Genomic DNA, 15,806 nt, shown 5'->3' with positions numbered 1-15,806 from the left:
TCATAGTTCTCCCCGCTATGCAATATGCACCCACCCCTTCAAATGGGGAACTTTTTGAAAATTCGATAATTTACACACCCCAGAAGGGCACAACAACGGATCAACCATTCAATTGGCTTTTAATGAGCCAGGCTGCACCAATAACCCCTGCATCATTGCCTAGTGTTGCCAGGCTGATTTTCGTTGATTTACTAACCCGTTTAAAGGCATACTTTCCAAAGGCAGCTCGGACAGGATCGAGCAAAATGTCTCCCGCTTGTGAAACGCCCCCACCAATGACGATTTTATCCGGATTCATGACATTCCCAACATGTGATAGTGCTAGCCCCAAGTAATTGCCTACCTTATCCACCACTGCTTTGGACAAAGGATCGCCTGCTGCAGCGCATTGGAATAACAATTTGGAAGTAACCACATTTCCCTCGTCGACTTTCTGCTGAAGCATTGACTTTTCATCGGCAGTATTCAAGGCCTCTAAAGCCATACGAACGATTCCCGTAGCTGAAGCAACCGTTTCCAAACAACCTGTCTTGCCGCAATTGCATGGTGCGCCGCCGTCCGTTACGACCGTTATATGCCCCACTTCACCAGCAGCTCCACTAGTACCATGGACGATTTGCCCATTATGGATGATCCCTCCGCCTACACCCGTTCCCAGAGTTACACAAACGAGGTCTTTGGCACCATTACCGGCACCTTTCCACATTTCTCCCAAAGCTGCCATATTGGCATCATTATCGATCACCGCAGGGAGAGATGTCTCCACCTCCAATAAATCTTTTAATGGATAGTCTTTCCAACCTAGATTGACAGCTTCATATATGGAACCGTTAACAAATTTCACAGGGCCGGGGGCACCCATTCCTATCCCTACTATCTTACTCTTTGGTTCATTAAGTTCCACGAGCTTCGCATCAATCGCTTTGGCTATGTTAATCGTAATGAATTTGCCCTTTTCGGAGATATCCGTGCTGATTTCCCATTTATGAATAATCTCTCCGTATGAATTGATCAGAGCCAGTTTGGTAGTTGTACCGCCTAAATCTACACCCATCAGCCACTTTTCCATCATTCTCACCTTTTTTATCAATTTTTTTTCTGTTTTTCCCTTTCAAGAGACAATTGCTGCCTAATTAAAAGGATCGCCATTTGATAATCTTTCGTATCCATCATCTGCATACGGTGGATTTCCCTGATTTCAGCTTCCATCAGTTCAAGCTCGGCTAATCGATCACCAATGTAAATAAATGTGCCGAATCTTTTCAGGTATTGTTGAAGATCATAATATGTTTTCATAGTAAGCCTCTTTACTCTTTTCTATAGGAAAGTATATCGAATCAGCCTCATTGTAACAAGCGTCCATTTCCACTTTTGATAATTTTCCCCATCCTCCACATACATGTCCAACTCTATTCATATGATGAAATATCAAGAATGTGAACGCCCAATATGGACTCTTTCGATTTGATTTGAAAATTTGAAACTGCTTAATATTTTTTTAAACCATTCATCATGCGTAAAAACGGAGGGGAAAAATGAAACTACAATTGAAGTATACCGTCTTTTTAGTCTTAACTACCATTTTTGTCATCCTTTATTTTTCAAATAATGAACAGACAGAGGAAACCATCATTTTTTTTCCCATCGATTCCTCGCTCCATTTTGAACATGCTTCCACCCACCTGACACCGAAGGGTACCGGGAATTCCACCTATACAATCACTTGGAAGGTGAATTCTGCGTTGGACCAGCCTGCTTACTTACGTCAGGATGTATCGCTCTTATACAAAAATGGAAAATTGGCAGGAGCGTTAAAAAATTGGCGGCAAAATAAACAAGAACTCTCTCAAAAAGCGAAATCTAAAGAAACCGAGAGTGGGCGTTATGAAGCGGTAACTTTTCATTATGCCGAGGTTCATCCGAGCGACACAATTTTCACCAGTGCCCAGCAGCTGAGTAAAGAAAAACTTTATACAGTAACTACACCAACTTTTCAATACTTCCACCGTCCCCTTTCAGAGGAACAGATTCAGTGGAAAAAAACGCTGGACGGCTTTACCGATCAAACGGTTCGAAATGGTTTGGAGAAAGCCGGTCAAGCATTTCAAGTTAATCTGGATCAGTACAAAATCATCTCATTGACAGACCTGCCCTCAAAAAAAAACCAATGGCTTTCTGCCTTTCCCCAATTCAAACGGGAAGAAATTGTGGGAAAGCTGTGGGAAGGGCTTTATAAAAATTATGTGTTAGGAATAAAAAAGGAGGATGGATCCACTGTGAGTCCACAGGGCAGCACCATCCCCCAATTGCTCCTGGCTAAGAATCAAAGTGAAATACTTGTCTTGTTTACACTGAAAGACGGTACCCCAATCATGCTACGTCAAAAGTTATAGCCGTTTTTCAATTTCTGGCAGCAGTTTAGTATATGACTTATTATCCGGGGCAAGCTCAATAGCCTTTTCAGCTTGCTCCTTAGCTTGATCGAATGATTCGAGATTCATGTAGACTAAGGCAAGATTGTAATGGGCTTCATGCAAATTCGGATTGCTTTCAACCGCCTTTTCATAATAATCCCTCGCTTTATATATATCCTTTTTCTCAAAAGATAAATTCCCTAGCATAAAAAGCGATAGTGGTGCATCAGGGTTTGCATCCACATATTTGAATAACATCTCTTCCGCTTTATCTTCTTCTTCATCATCAATATACTTTTGGGCAAGCATGGCCATGGTATTATCATCCATAGCTGCACTGTCCTGATGGTTGAAACCAAATTGAAGCAGGCCATAGGTCAGTATTGCCGTCCCTATCAGAAAAGCCAGCTGCCGAAAGATATTCTTGGATTTTGGCAGATGGACCACTCCAGCAGCCAAGAACCCTCCGATCAAACCTCCGATATGCCCTGCATTGTCAATTCCCGAAACGGTGAAACCATATATTAAGTTAATGATGATCAACACGATCACCGATGAACCCATCGAGCGCATGAACAATTTCGGATAGACGATGCCAAAGTACAGAAGTGCCCCAAAACAGCCAAAAATGGCCCCGCTCGCCCCTGCCGAAAGATTCGGGGTCATGATGAAGCTGCCTAGAGTTCCAGCGAAACCAGCGAATATATAGATGAAAAGGAACCTGGCATTACCGTAAATCCTTTCCACTTCAGCACCGATCAAATACAATGAAAATGTATTCATCAGTAAATGAATAAACCCAATATGGACAATCATTGGTGTAAAGAACCGCCACCATTCCCCTTGTATGATATAAGGAGAAAATTTAGCGCCAAACTCAATCAAAGTCTTGGAATTGGTGCTGCCTCCATTGAACTCCATCAAGATGAACACAGCTATTTGTATCGCCATGAATATATATGTAAAGAATGGCTTATTGGCATTTTGAAATACCTTCTGCTCAGCCCTAGCCTTTTTGACCGACTCCGAGATTGCGTCTTTCTTTACTGCGAGAATCTTTTCCTCATCTATTTCATCTTCTTCAAGAACTTGAATTGAAAGTGGTTTTTTCAATACATGCTCAAGGTTTTGCAACGAATCATTAAATGATTCACAAGTTAGAATAAACGTGTTAACATTCGTTTTTTTAAAGGAAGCCACCTGTAAACTAAAGTCATGATCATCGACCGGGGCAAATTTACTAACATAGATACTTAATATGTCTATGGGCTTTTTGTATAATTTCCTTCTGATCCTTTCCCCATTCTGCAATGTTCGGTCGATATCGCGCTTGAGCCAATTAGCCCAATCCAAATCATGTCGAATGAGTCTGATGACTGGAAACTCCTTATTCTTATCGCTCTCAAGCCAAATCTCCTGATGGTTTTCCGTGACAGTGATCATTCGATAATCATAATGGGCCGACAACTCCCTTATGGTTTCCCAAAACAAATAATCCTCTTTAAATCCCAATGCCTTCCCCACTTTCCAATGAATCTTAAGCTTCTGAAATTCCTGTTTCTATAATTAAAACTATAGACGAAATCATGAAAAAAGTAAAAAAGGAGACTGTTTTAACCCCTCTCTCCCTCTGGGTTATAAATAAAAAAGGAACCCCTGATCAGGTTCCTTTTAAGATGCCGGCATCATCATTTGGTCTGACTGAACATGCTTTGCATCATTTTATCCCTGAACATTGGCATATCCAAGGATTTAGTCACTAGAAATCTTCTTAGTATACCGCTAGACAGCACAACATTTAACAAGCGGTACCGATTTTGATAACCTGCATAAACCACTAAACCAACCAAGAAGATTTGAATAATTAATCGAAGCATAACGATCCCTCCTATCATTAGTGTGATACAGGACAGGATTTTTATGAGCAAAAAAGTGATAATTAATAAACTTCTTCTAGTGGGCGTACGTGCGTAAAACCCTGGATGGGGTGATGAGTTTGCTGACAGCTATATCATGAACCTCTATCGGCAGATCATCCATTAATTGAAGCTCGTATGTAAGGGCCAATGTAGCTCCTCGGTAATGAGAGAGGAAACGGTCATAATAGCCGCCCCCAAAGCCCAGGCGATACCCTTCTTTGGTAAAAGCAAGACCGGGGACGATCATTACATCCAATTCCTCTTTGCTGGCCTTGGCTGTTTCTTCCACTGGTTCAAGCAATCCATAATAAACAGACTCCAGCTGATTGAAGGACGAAATCTTTTTAAATTCCATTGTCTTTTTTTCAGGATCACATTTTGGTACTGCCACTTCTTTTCCTTCACTCCATGCTTGTTCGATGATCCGTACCGTTGGAACTTCAGGCGGAATGGAGATGGTGATCCCAATGGTTTTAGCTTTTTTCCATTCCTCCAGTGAAAATAAGTTTTCAGCGATGCTGTTCGAAAGTTCTTTATGTTCCTCTTTGGTCAGCTCCATTAAACGGGACCTAACTTCTTGGCGGAGCTTATTTTTGTTTTCTCTCATCATTTCCGACTCCTTTAGTCTAATTCTATTATTATCTCATAATATTTGTTCATTTACGAAAATACGAAATGGGAAATTGCCGAGTGCATTCTGAAAATATTCACTAAAGGAAAGATGGGGAGAAGACATTAAAAAAATGCAAAAAAAAACAACAGGAAAAATCCTGTTGCTTACTTTGTTTCACGGTGAGTCGTGCTGCGTTTTTCTCTTGAGCAGTATTTTTTAAGCTCAAGACGGTCTGGATTGTTACGTTTATTTTTTTTAGAAATATAGTTACGGTCTCCACATTCAGTGCAAGCTAATGTAATATTCACGCGCATTGTGTATTTCCCTCCAAACATATTGACTTTTTCACATAGGACTTTTCTATAATAGCATTATTCGATGCGAATTGCTAGTATGTTTTTTGGGAAATCCAACATTAACTTTTTTTTAATTTTTAATTGGTTACGTTTTGCATCGTCAGGAGGAGCTGATTATTAATGATTTTCGCTTCTTCTTTCGTTTCAGCATGAATGACCCAAGCCACAGCTTCCACACATTCCTTCGGTAAGATTTCCGTCTCTAGTGTGAAAACGCTGGTTACCTCCCCTTTGGCGAGCGGTGAATAAGCCAGGAGCCCTTCTTTCAATGATTTGAAGCATCCCTCTTGATAAAGGCTTCCCTTACCTTGGATGCAATATTGAGAAATGCTTTTCCCTTTCACCAATCCACCCAATAAGGCAATCGATTGAGGGGCTACATGTAAAATCGCCCGTTCATTCGGGCTATAAAAAGCCACCGCCTGTCGTTCGAAAGCGTTTTCATAGTGAAAAAACACTTTTGGGCGCTTAGTCTCAAATGAGGTATTCCTAATCGTGAACTTCGAAAAAGTCACCTGCCCTTGGGTATAAGTTTGTGAAAGTGTCCGGATCTCCCCATTAGGATGACTCATCATATCTTCCTCAGGATACCAATCAAAACTCTCATCCATCCATAACCCAGCCTTTAACCCCTTACGATACATATCCTGGTTATCCTGCGGCATATACGCGATCGAATTCATATAATCATCCCTTCCCCTTCTTTATCCTTATATAACTTATCGTTAGGCGCTGACAGTGAAACTATCCACTTTAGAATCTGCACACCATTTCCTTATAGGTTCATTAATTTTAACTATTCAAAATATTTCGTTTTTTCGATTTATTCTATCTTTATGTTAGCACTGAATTGGCTGATGGACAATAAACACATTTTGTCGAATTTTATGTATGTTATATCTAAAGGGTTTTTTCCCCTTTTTAGTGCCTGAATTTTTTTCTTCAACGATAACCATGAGGCATTTCGACAATAATTTGAAACAAAACAGACAATAATTGAAGGTAACTGCCACTTCCGAAGATATAAAAATATGAAAATCTCCAATTTTTTTATAATATGTGTAAAATATAAGTAAATGTCGAAATTTAGCTTCTGAGGTGAAATCATGGAAACACTTATCATCCTTCTTTTTTCATTAGCAATTGTCCTTCTTATCATTTCCTTTTTCAGTAAAGATAAAGTTGCCAAATTAGAAGAAGATTTAGAACAGATGACCATTACGTATATGCAGGATATCTACCAATTAAAGAAGAAGGTGAAGATTCTTGAAGAGGAATTCGTTATCCAGGATGACCCTGTTCCTCCCGTTAAGACTAAATCACTTGTCACTTCCAATGAAGTTGAACCTATTCATGAAATTCTAAAAAGTCAGGTTCTATCCTTATATAGTCAAGGTCTTTCTTTGGACCAGATCGCTAGACAATCCTCGTTAACGAAGGAACAAACCATTTCAGTGATCGAGCAACAAAGATTGCGGGGTGAATGAAGATGAACAAAGCAATACTGCAAGGTCTTTCCGCCGGTATCATCTTTACAACAACAATCTTTGCCGGTTTTTATTATGGCACCGGATTAATCGAAGGTACCACTCCGACTGCAGAGGAAGCTAAGGAATTGCTCGTGAAGCAGGGATTCGTCGTTTCCCTTCCTATGGAGGAAACAAAAAAGACCGTCCAACCAAAGGATGCAGATAAAGTTTTAATGGAGAATGAAGCTTCAAAAAAAGATCACTCCATCGTCTCCTATACGATTAAAGTGAAAACGAATATGAACACAACTGAAATTGCCGATAGGCTCTCCAAGGAAAAGATCATCGATGATGCTGCTGGATTTGACGCTTATATGTATGAACATGATTTCTCAAAAAAAGTTCAAATCGGCGAGTTTGTCGTTACGAATAATATGACATATAGACAATTGGCCAATACTTTGACCCATTAATGAATAAGAGAGACTTTTTAATTGGACTTTGTCCGAAAAAAAAGCCTCTCTTTTTTTCAAATAGGAATGAATTCATTCATTCCTGCTGATATATCTCCCTCTTACCAGGAAGTAAATATTCTCTGCGATATTCGTTGTATGATCTGCCGTTCTTTCTAAATATCGGGCAATTAAGGAAAGCTGTGTGACCTGCTGTAGGTTTTTTTCATCTGAAAGCCGAAGGAGACTTCGAATCATCTCTCCATAAAAGCGATCGACCTCATCATCCATTTCAATGATTTCTCTTGAAAGGACAACATCTTCCTTCTCAAATGCTTCTATCGAAAGTTCAATCATCTTTAATGTAATATCATGCATCTGCCTTAAAGGTGTTAAAGGCAGAATAAATGGCTGGTCACCGATTCGGATGGCTGATTTAGCGATATTGACGCCAAAGTCCGCCATCCTTTCAATATCCGAGGCAATTTTTATGGCAGCAATGATACGCCGCAAATCAATTGCAACCGGCTGCTGCTTCGCAATCAGTAAAATCGCAAAGTCATTAATTTCCTCTTCCAGTAAATCAGCTATTGTATCATCATCAATAACTTCAAGAGCATCATCAACATTATTGTTTTCCAGTGCGGCATATGATTTTGATATTGCCCCTGAAGCTAAATTAGCCAACTTCACTATTTTCTCCTGTAACTCTTTCAACTGAAGCTCGAAATTTTCACGAACGACCATTATCGCATCTCCCTTTCTCTTTAACCGAAGCGTCCGGTAATGTAATCTTCTGTCCTTTTATCATTCGGATTAGAGAAGATGGTGTTGGTATCAGAATATTCGATGACTTCCCCATTTAAGAAGAAGGCTGTTCTATCAGAGATACGTGCTGCCTGCTGCATGTTATGGGTAACGATGATGATGCTGTAATCCTTTTTAAGTTCTTGGACCAATTCTTCTATTTTCAAAGTGGAAATCGGATCAAGGGCAGATGTCGGTTCATCCATTAATATGACATCTGGTTCGATTGCCAAACATCTGGCGATACAAAGACGCTGTTGCTGTCCACCTGAAAGTCCATATGCATTTTCATGCAGACGGTCTTTCACTTCATCCCAAATGGCTGCCCCTTTTAAACTCTTTTCAACTATCTCATCAAGAATTTTTTTATTTTTTATTCCATGGATCCTCGGTCCGTATACAACATTTTCATAAATTGATTTAGGAAAGGGATTAGGCTTTTGGAAGACCATTCCCACCTGTGTCCTTAAATCTTCCACCTTGTAGGACTGATCGAGGATATTCCTGTTCCTATATTTAATCTGGCCTGTCGTTTTAACATTCGGGACTAGTTCGATCATTCGGTTCAATGTTTTGATGTAGGTGGATTTCCCACATCCCGAAGGTCCTATGATGGCTGTCACCTCATTTTGATGCATATCCAAATTAATATTTTTCAAAGCATGGTTTTCTCCATACCATAAATTGAGATTGGACGTTTCATATACCTTTTCCGATAAGGGAACGGACTCGACATTTTCGAACCCGATAGCCGGTGACTCATTTTCTCTCATTAAGGTCATATTCATGCTTACCTTCCTCCTATTAGTATCTTTTCTGGAATTTATTTCGAATTAAAACCGCTATTGAATTCATGATAATTAACAGGATGAGTAAAACGATGATTCCCGCGGCAGCAACCTGCTGGAATTCCTCCTGTGGACGAGATGTCCAATTATAGATTTGCATTGGCAGAACTGTAAATGTATCCATGACCGTTTGTGGTAAAAAGGCGATGAACATCGGTATGCCAACCACCACAAGTGGCGCCGTTTCACCGATTGCCCGTGACAAAGCCAGTATTCCTCCAGTTAAAATGCCAGGTACCGCAGCCGGTAGGACCACTTTCAATATCGTCTGCCACTTTGTTGCACCCATTCCAAAGGAAGCTTCCCTTAAATCACGCGGTACGGCACGTATGGCCTCTTGGGCAGCTACTATGATGACCGGAAGAACGAGTAGGCTCATGGTCAAGCCTGCTGCCAATATGGACCGGTCCAATGCTAGAGCACGAACGAAAACCGTTAAGCCCAGCAGTCCAAATACTATTGACGGGACACCTGCCAGATTGGAAATATTCACTTTGATAAAAGTGGTGATCCAATTTTTCCTGGCATATTCCTCTAAATAAATGGCCGTTCCGACACCAAGCAGCAGGGAAACTGGAGCCACGACTACCATCAACCATATTGAACCGATCAATGCTGCCTTTATACCAGCCTCTTCTGGTTTCCTGGAAGCGAAATTCTGAAGGAAATCCACATTCAGACTACCAATTCCTTGAGTGAATATCCGATAAAATAAGATGGCCAGTACTACGAGGCCAACCAATGTTGCCAAGAAGAATAATCCTTTACAAATCGTGTTAACAGCCAGCCTAACGGGCATCTTTTTTGCAACATGACTTTTGTTTATCAGTTTCATGTCTTAATATTCCTCCCTGAACTTGCGAGAGATGAACTGCGCCAGTAAATTCATGATAAGCGTAAAGACGAACAGTGTCATTCCAACCGCATATATGCTGTAGTAAATCGTTGTCCCGTACCCTGCATCCCCCGAACTGACCTGTACGATATAAGCAGTCATCGTTTGGATCGATGAAGTCACATCCATGCTCATATTTGGGGTCGAGCCACCGGCAACACTCACAATCATGGTTTCCCCGATCGCTCTGGATAAAGCAAGAACGATGGATGCCACAATTCCTGAAATGGCTGCTGGCAATACCACTTTGATTGTCGTTTCGAGTTTCGTTGCTCCTAAAGCATACGCACCTTCGCGAATCGACTTCGGCACTGATACAAGGGCATCTTCCGACAATGAGGCTATCATCGGCATGATCATGATACCTACAACGATTCCTGGACTTAAAGCATTGAACATGTCAAGGAAAGGAAATATATCCCGCAAAACCGGTGTTACAAAAGTTAAGGCAAAGAAGCCGTAAACGATAGTAGGAATCCCAGCTAAAACTTCTAAAATCGGCTTGATGATTCTCCGTGTTTTCTCAGATGCATATTCACTCAAGAAAATGGCTGTTGCAAGCCCTACTGGAACTGCAACCACCGCTGCTATGACTGTTATCTTCAACGTTCCAACGATAAGGGGCATAATCCCATAGGAAGGTGTAGATGCAAATGGCAGCCATTTAGCTTCTGTAAAAAATTCCACGATGGACACTCTGTCAAAAAAGATAAATGTTTCAAATATAAGCGTCAGGATAATCCCGAGTGTAGTGAAAACGGAAATTGCCGCCGTAAGGAACAAAAGCTTAGGTATGATTTTTTCCATATTCATTTTTTTCTTACTTTTCTTTTCCAGGATCATTTGCTGTACAGAATAGGTTTCTGTTTTTCTAAGTTCCAACTTGCATCCTCCATTTCAGACACGCAATTTTTGGATTTACAAGCTGTTACCCCCGCCTTAATCGAGTCAAGGCGGGATTTCAGTAGCCTGTAATATCGGTTATTTTTCCAGTTCTTTTAATTTATCAAGATCTTTCTGGTACTCTTCTTCCGGCAGGCTGATATAACCCACTTCTTCAGCAAGCTCTCCTGCATTTTCAATGACGAATTGAGTATAATCTGCCACTTGTTCTTTTTCAGCTACAGACTTATTAGCTACATATGTGTATAGTGGACGTGATAACGGGGCATACTCGCCACTTTTGATCGTTTCATGTGTTGGCTCTACGGCACCTTTGCCGTTGTCGATGGAAATGATCTTTAACTTATCTTTATTTTCTGAATAGTAGGCATAACCGAAGAATCCAATCGCATTTTTATCACCTTCTACACCTTGTACAAGAACGTTATCATCTTCTGAAAGCGTAGCATTTTCCACCATCGGTTTTTCTTCAAGGATCACTTCATTGAAATAATCATATGTGCCTGAATCTGTTCCCGGAGAGTAGAATTTAATTTCTTCCTTCGGCCATTCAGGACGTATATCAGACCATTTCTTCACCTTTCCATTATCAACCCACAGTTTTTGAAGTTCTTCAACTGTTAGTGAATCGATGAATTCATTATCTTTATTGGCAACGATTGAAATACCGTCAAATGCCAGTTTCAATTCTGTATATTTAACTCCCTCTTTTTCAAGTAAGGCAGTTTCTTCTTCTTTGACCGGACGGGATGCATTGGCTAGGTCCGTATCACCAGCGATGAATTTCTTGAATCCCCCACCTGTTCCTGACGATCCCACTGAAACCTTCACATCAGGCTGTGTAGCCATATATTCTTCTGCAACTGCCTCCATGATTGGAAAGACTGTTGAAGAACCATCCGTAATCACTTCTCCCTGCAGTTGGCCAGATCCTTTTCCTTCACCGCTGCTTGTCTTAGTGTCATCGGATCCACAACCCGCCGCTACTGCAATTACTCCGCCCATCATTACAGTCATTGCCATACCTTTGAAACGTCTCATTTGTAAATCCCCCTAAGAATTTTATATGAATATTTTGTACTACTCTCATATCATACTTTCAGACTGTAAATTCCGTTTAAAGCATTTGTAAATATTCAGTAAATTATTGTGTGCTTATTGTAAAGATGAAAGAAACTGAACTGATTTCGTTCTTAAAATGCAAAAAAACACGTTTTCGGTTTACCCAAAAACGTGTTTTAACCTTTTATTCATTTTCCTGGCTTTTTCTAACTTCAGCCTGGTCCTTTTGGACGTCTTTACCGTTCTCCACTTTCAAATCAGTCGAGGTTTCAGTATTTTCCTTCTTTGCCCGTTCTTTCTTCAAATCGAAATAAGTATCCATGATTTCTTCACTTATTTCTTTACTCATGCTATGGCCCGTATGTCCTTGGTATGCCCAAGGCACAACGACTGCAAAAGCAACCTCCGGATTTTTGGCAGGTGCATAGCCAACAAGCGTGATGTTCATCGTTTCTTGTGGCTCGCTATAATCCATCCGGTTCGGGCCGTCATAGAATGCTTCCGCCGTTCCGGTTTTAGCAGCCACTGTATAAGATTTTTTCCCAAAATAGGTATAAGCTGTTCCGCCTTGTTCCATTGAAACTTTCTCGAAACCGCTCTGAACACGTTCAACCCATTCTTCCTTCATATCAAGTCGATTAAGGACAGTCGGAGAAACGTCTTCGGCAATAGGACCCAATTCCTCATTATTATCAACAGGATCGCGGATTTCCTTAACCATATGCGGCTTCATGCGGTTACCGCCATTCGCAATGGTCGAAACATATTGCACGAGCTGCATTGGTGTGTACGTATCATACTGTCCTATAGCAAGGTCAAGCAGCTTACCTGGAGAAGTTTCAGAACCTTTGAATCCACTCATTTCATTCGGAAGATCAATCCCCGTCCGCACACCCAAGCCAAACTGTGCGAAAGAATTCCGCATTGTTGAAAAGGCGCTTGAACTAATATTCAAAGGTTCATTCGGCACATAATTCGCACCTGCAATATTAATTGCCGTTCTGAACATATAAACGTTAGAAGATACTTTTAACGCAGTCAAATCATTAATGTTCCCGAAGTCACTATAAGAACCTTTAGGAGGGGTACCTTTGATTCTCAACTTCGTATCATAAAAGTAAGTACCCGGCTGGATCGCACCTTGCTGATAACCAGTTAAAACGGTAGCACCTTTAACTGCAGAACCCATTGTATAGGAAGTCGTGATATTTCCCAATGCAAAGTCCTCAATGTAAGATTTCCCGGTTTCTGGGTTCTTCTCGTATTTCTTACCAGCCATCGTCAATACTTCACCTGTATCGGGATCCATCATGACGACAAAAGCCCTATCCAAGAATTTGGTGTTGCCCAATTTTTTCTTGGCAATCAATTGCTTTTCAATGATTTCCTCAGTTGCAAGCTGTAAATCCATATCGACTGTCAATATAAGGTCTTTTCCTCGCGAACCTTCAGTAATCACTTCGGAATCGACGACATTTCCCGATTTATCGGTCACATTCCTTACCTTAGCTTTCTGTCCCTGAAGAATATCCTCATATTGCGCCTCAATATAACTCTTGCCAACTCGGTCATTCCGGCTATAATCGCGTGCTAGATAATAGTCCAGGCTTTCACTAGGCAATCCTTCTTCAGATGAGGAAACTTTACCTAATACAGATTTAAGTGTTTTATTATACGTATAGAAACGATCCCAATCCGTTGATATATCGACCCCTGGGAGGGAATCAAGGTTTTCACTCACCTTGGCGAATTCTTCTTTCGTTACTTTCTTGTTTTTCACAATTTGCGGGGTAAGGGCATATCCGCTAGCAAATTCCCTATAGATCGCAAGGACTTCCAGCTCATCTTTCGAAAGCTTTATTTCATCTGAAGTAATTCGATCAAGCTGAATCTTATACAAATCACTTTCTTCCAGCTCTCCCTCTTCCACCTTTTTCCTCTCTTTATCCGTAACCTTCTTCTCGGCCAACTTTGGATTATTTAAAATCCAAAAATCCTTTTTATCGCGCTCAGTCACTTTTTTGGTGTCTTTTTCGATCAGTTTCGCGAGTTTTTCAGCCGTTTCCACCATTTCTGTTTGTTTCGTACCTTGCTTTCGTGTATATGTAATTGCATCCAGTGGTTGGTTATCGACCATCAGTTTTAAATTCCGGTCATACATTTTCCCACGGGGCACCGAATTATTCACGGTCACTTCCTCTGTTCTTTCAATCTCACGCCGGTAATCATCACCATAAACAATCTGTACAACACCCAAGCGTAAAATTAAAGCGGAAAACAAAACAAACACTAAAAAGAAAAGAATATTCAATCTGAAAGGCACATGCGTCTTTTTCTTTTTCTTTTTATTCACACTAAGCCACACATCCTTTTTACATAGTCATAATAGTCCTATACTATTCTATAGAACATTTATATTTTTTTCTACCTTAGTGTTCTAGAAATATTAAACATCTAACGAACTTTACATAAAAAGTGACTTACGGCTCATAATTCCGAAAACCGTAAGTCATGGATATTGAAAAGAGGCCACTAAGGCCTCTAATCTTGGTCAATGATATCGATTTTCCGTACAAACCAATATATCACTGTATGCCCTGCCCCGACGATCAAAAGGTAAACCGGCAGTACTTGCTTTAGGTCGAAAAACATGACGGAAAGAATGAATCCCGATATGGATACAATCCTTCCAATATGAACGAACAGTTCCCTGACAACGATATATTCAATCCTCATTTCCGCTGCTTTCCAAGCGCGGCCTATAATGTCATAAGTCAATGAAATATAAGGGACCAAAAGAATAGGATAAGCGGTAGCAACAATCGCCCCATAAATGAGAAGCTTTCCGAATGTGATATCAAATGCAATCAATAAGACCCCTGCATACAACAGGATTCCCCCAATAAGAATCGCTTTTTTCCGCATCGGCTGTTTTATATATCGCGAAGCAAAAAAATACGCAACGAATGAAATGGCTGAATTTAACAGCCCATAGCTACCTAAGGCCAGTTCACTCTCCGTCTGAATGAAAACTGTAATCGAAATGATGAACATGAATGTGCCCTCTCGTATCCCTTGAAAAAAGTGAGCACGGGTGATCAAGAGCCAATTTCGATTATTTTTACGTTCTTGTAATATCCGAAGGAAAAAGTATTTCCCATGAGCCGGACGCCTTTTTAACGAAAAGCTAAGAAACACCGCAATGGAAAACAATAGCAAAGACAATCCGAATACAATGGAATATCCCGTGAATTTTTCAAGCCTCGAAATGATGAACCCTGAAAGAATCGGACCAACCATTCCCCCGAGGGATGATAAAATCCCTAAAAAACCATTGAAGAAATCTCTTGTTTCCGGTTCAGTGATCTCAAAAGTCAATACATTATAGGCAAGCCAATAAAACCCATAACCAATACCTAACAGTGCACCAAGCAGCCATAGGAAATCAGTTGCACGTGTGCCGACCAAAAGGACAGATAAATAAAATAGGGCCAAAAAGATAACGCCTAGACGCAAAACAATGATTCGATCCACTTTTTTCGCCAGCCTGCCAGCAAAGATAAAAGTTAGTGGTTGAAAAAGCACCACGGTTAGATTATATACGGCAATATCAATAATTTGACCGGATTGTTTCCACAAGTACACATTAACGAATGTATTGGATAAAGCAATACTTAGGCTGTACAGACCGCCAATAAACAAAAGGAGATGCAGATCCTTCTTCCCTCCCGCTTCACCCAACCATCTCTCTAAAATACCCATTGTTTTAACTCTCCTTTAAATTCCACTCTAGTGTTTGAAAAAACAAAAGAATTTATGTAAAAAAAGGTAAAGAAAACTCTTCGATTGGCGAAGACAGAGAAGTAGTTGCCCTTATACTGTTTTCCTATCTCTTGAAATCAGGGATCAAGAACAGTGTAAAGAAAACTCTTCGATTGGCGAAGACAGAGAAGTAGTTGCACTTATACTGTTTTCCTATCTCTTGAAATCAGGGATCAAGAACAGTGTAAAGAAAACTCTTCGATTGGCGAAGACAGAGAAGTAGTTGCCCTTACACTGTTTTCCTAT

The 15,806-nt window shown here is 40.5% G+C and carries 17 protein-coding genes; 3 read left to right on the top strand and 14 right to left on the bottom strand.

Translation table 11 applies throughout. The features are described 5' to 3' along the window. Positions 1 to 100 precede the first annotated feature (100 nt). Both QUF86_RS14820 and QUF86_RS14815 read right to left on the bottom strand, forming a co-directional pair. Positions 101 to 1,072: an ROK family glucokinase gene (locus tag QUF86_RS14820; RefSeq protein WP_289334742.1), complete on the bottom strand. Its 972-nt coding sequence runs from the start codon at positions 1,070 to 1,072 to the stop codon at positions 101 to 103. Positions 1,073 to 1,086: 14 nt separating this feature from the next. After that, a complete protein-coding gene (locus QUF86_RS14815) occupies positions 1,087 to 1,296 on the bottom strand; it encodes a YqgQ family protein (protein WP_076365307.1) in 210 nt (69 codons plus the stop codon). 239 nt (positions 1,297 to 1,535) lie between these two features. Between QUF86_RS14815 and QUF86_RS14810 the strand changes: the two genes are divergently transcribed. Beyond that, a complete protein-coding gene (locus QUF86_RS14810) occupies positions 1,536 to 2,393 on the top strand; it encodes a hypothetical protein (protein ID WP_289334741.1) in 858 nt (285 codons plus the stop codon). Here the strand turns inward: QUF86_RS14810 and QUF86_RS14805 are convergent. The 5 genes from QUF86_RS14805 to QUF86_RS14785 all read right to left on the bottom strand — a co-directional run bounded on the left by QUF86_RS14805 (position 2,388) and on the right by QUF86_RS14785 (position 5,985). Then, complete coding sequence (locus QUF86_RS14805; RefSeq protein WP_289334739.1) at positions 2,388 to 3,926, bottom strand: rhomboid family intramembrane serine protease; 1,539 nt, start codon at positions 3,924 to 3,926, stop codon at positions 2,388 to 2,390. The genes QUF86_RS14810 and QUF86_RS14805 overlap by 6 nt on opposite strands. 176 nt (positions 3,927 to 4,102) lie before the next feature. After that, the gene (locus tag QUF86_RS14800; RefSeq protein ID WP_289315666.1) at positions 4,103 to 4,291 is read right to left on the bottom strand and encodes a hypothetical protein; all 189 of its coding nucleotides are present in this window, start codon (positions 4,289 to 4,291) and stop codon (positions 4,103 to 4,105) included. A 76-nt stretch (positions 4,292 to 4,367) separates the two neighbouring features. Continuing rightward, complete coding sequence (locus tag QUF86_RS14795) at positions 4,368 to 4,940, bottom strand: 5-formyltetrahydrofolate cyclo-ligase (RefSeq protein ID WP_289334738.1); 573 nt, start codon at positions 4,938 to 4,940, stop codon at positions 4,368 to 4,370. A 170-nt stretch (positions 4,941 to 5,110) separates the two neighbouring features. Beyond that, complete coding sequence (gene rpmG / locus QUF86_RS14790) at positions 5,111 to 5,260, bottom strand: 50S ribosomal protein L33 (RefSeq protein ID WP_028391797.1); 150 nt, start codon at positions 5,258 to 5,260, stop codon at positions 5,111 to 5,113. A gap of 119 nt (positions 5,261 to 5,379) precedes the next feature. After that, positions 5,380 to 5,985 carry a hypothetical protein gene (locus QUF86_RS14785; RefSeq protein WP_289315664.1) on the bottom strand — a complete coding sequence of 202 codons (606 nt, stop codon included), beginning with the start codon at positions 5,983 to 5,985 and terminating at the stop codon, positions 5,380 to 5,382. 423 nt (positions 5,986 to 6,408) lie between these two features. Between QUF86_RS14785 and QUF86_RS14780 the strand changes: the two genes are divergently transcribed. Both QUF86_RS14780 and QUF86_RS14775 read left to right on the top strand, forming a co-directional pair. After that, complete coding sequence (locus tag QUF86_RS14780) at positions 6,409 to 6,789, top strand: hypothetical protein (protein ID WP_289334737.1); 381 nt, start codon at positions 6,409 to 6,411, stop codon at positions 6,787 to 6,789. Positions 6,790 to 6,791: 2 nt separating this feature from the next. Continuing rightward, entirely contained in the window at positions 6,792 to 7,244 is a 453-nt protein-coding gene (locus tag QUF86_RS14775; protein WP_289334736.1) for a hypothetical protein, read from the top strand. Positions 7,245 to 7,316: 72 nt separating this feature from the next. Here QUF86_RS14775 and phoU read toward each other — a convergent pair whose 3' ends face one another. From phoU to QUF86_RS14740, 7 genes are all read right to left on the bottom strand, one after another. Further along, positions 7,317 to 7,970 carry a phosphate signaling complex protein PhoU gene (gene phoU / locus QUF86_RS14770; RefSeq protein WP_289315661.1) on the bottom strand — a complete coding sequence of 218 codons (654 nt, stop codon included), beginning with the start codon at positions 7,968 to 7,970 and terminating at the stop codon, positions 7,317 to 7,319. Positions 7,971 to 7,990: 20 nt separating this feature from the next. After that, positions 7,991 to 8,803, bottom strand: coding sequence for a phosphate ABC transporter ATP-binding protein PstB (gene pstB, locus QUF86_RS14765; RefSeq protein WP_483313955.1), 813 nt, complete (start codon positions 8,801 to 8,803; stop codon positions 7,991 to 7,993). Positions 8,804 to 8,834: 31 nt separating this feature from the next. Continuing rightward, a complete protein-coding gene (pstA, locus tag QUF86_RS14760; RefSeq protein ID WP_289334734.1) occupies positions 8,835 to 9,713 on the bottom strand; it encodes a phosphate ABC transporter permease PstA in 879 nt (292 codons plus the stop codon). A 3-nt stretch (positions 9,714 to 9,716) separates the two neighbouring features. Next, positions 9,717 to 10,616: a phosphate ABC transporter permease subunit PstC gene (pstC, locus tag QUF86_RS14755; RefSeq protein WP_289318334.1), complete on the bottom strand. Its 900-nt coding sequence runs from the start codon at positions 10,614 to 10,616 to the stop codon at positions 9,717 to 9,719. Between the two features lie 138 nt (positions 10,617 to 10,754). Continuing rightward, positions 10,755 to 11,717: a PstS family phosphate ABC transporter substrate-binding protein gene (locus QUF86_RS14750; protein ID WP_289315658.1), complete on the bottom strand. Its 963-nt coding sequence runs from the start codon at positions 11,715 to 11,717 to the stop codon at positions 10,755 to 10,757. A gap of 205 nt (positions 11,718 to 11,922) precedes the next feature. After that, entirely contained in the window at positions 11,923 to 14,091 is a 2,169-nt protein-coding gene (locus QUF86_RS14745; protein ID WP_289315657.1) for a peptidoglycan D,D-transpeptidase FtsI family protein, read from the bottom strand. Positions 14,092 to 14,279: 188 nt separating this feature from the next. Then, positions 14,280 to 15,500, bottom strand: a complete 1,221-nt coding sequence (locus tag QUF86_RS14740; RefSeq protein ID WP_289334733.1) for an MFS transporter — start codon at positions 15,498 to 15,500, stop codon at positions 14,280 to 14,282. Positions 15,501 to 15,806: the final 306 nt, after the last annotated feature.

The sequence above is a fragment of the Peribacillus sp. NJ11 genome, assembly GCF_030348405.1.
In the GTDB taxonomy this organism is placed as follows: Bacteria; Bacillota; Bacilli; order Bacillales; family DSM-1321; genus Peribacillus.
Note: the sequence above shows the minus strand (reverse complement) of the source record. Positions and strands in the feature narration are given on the sequence as shown.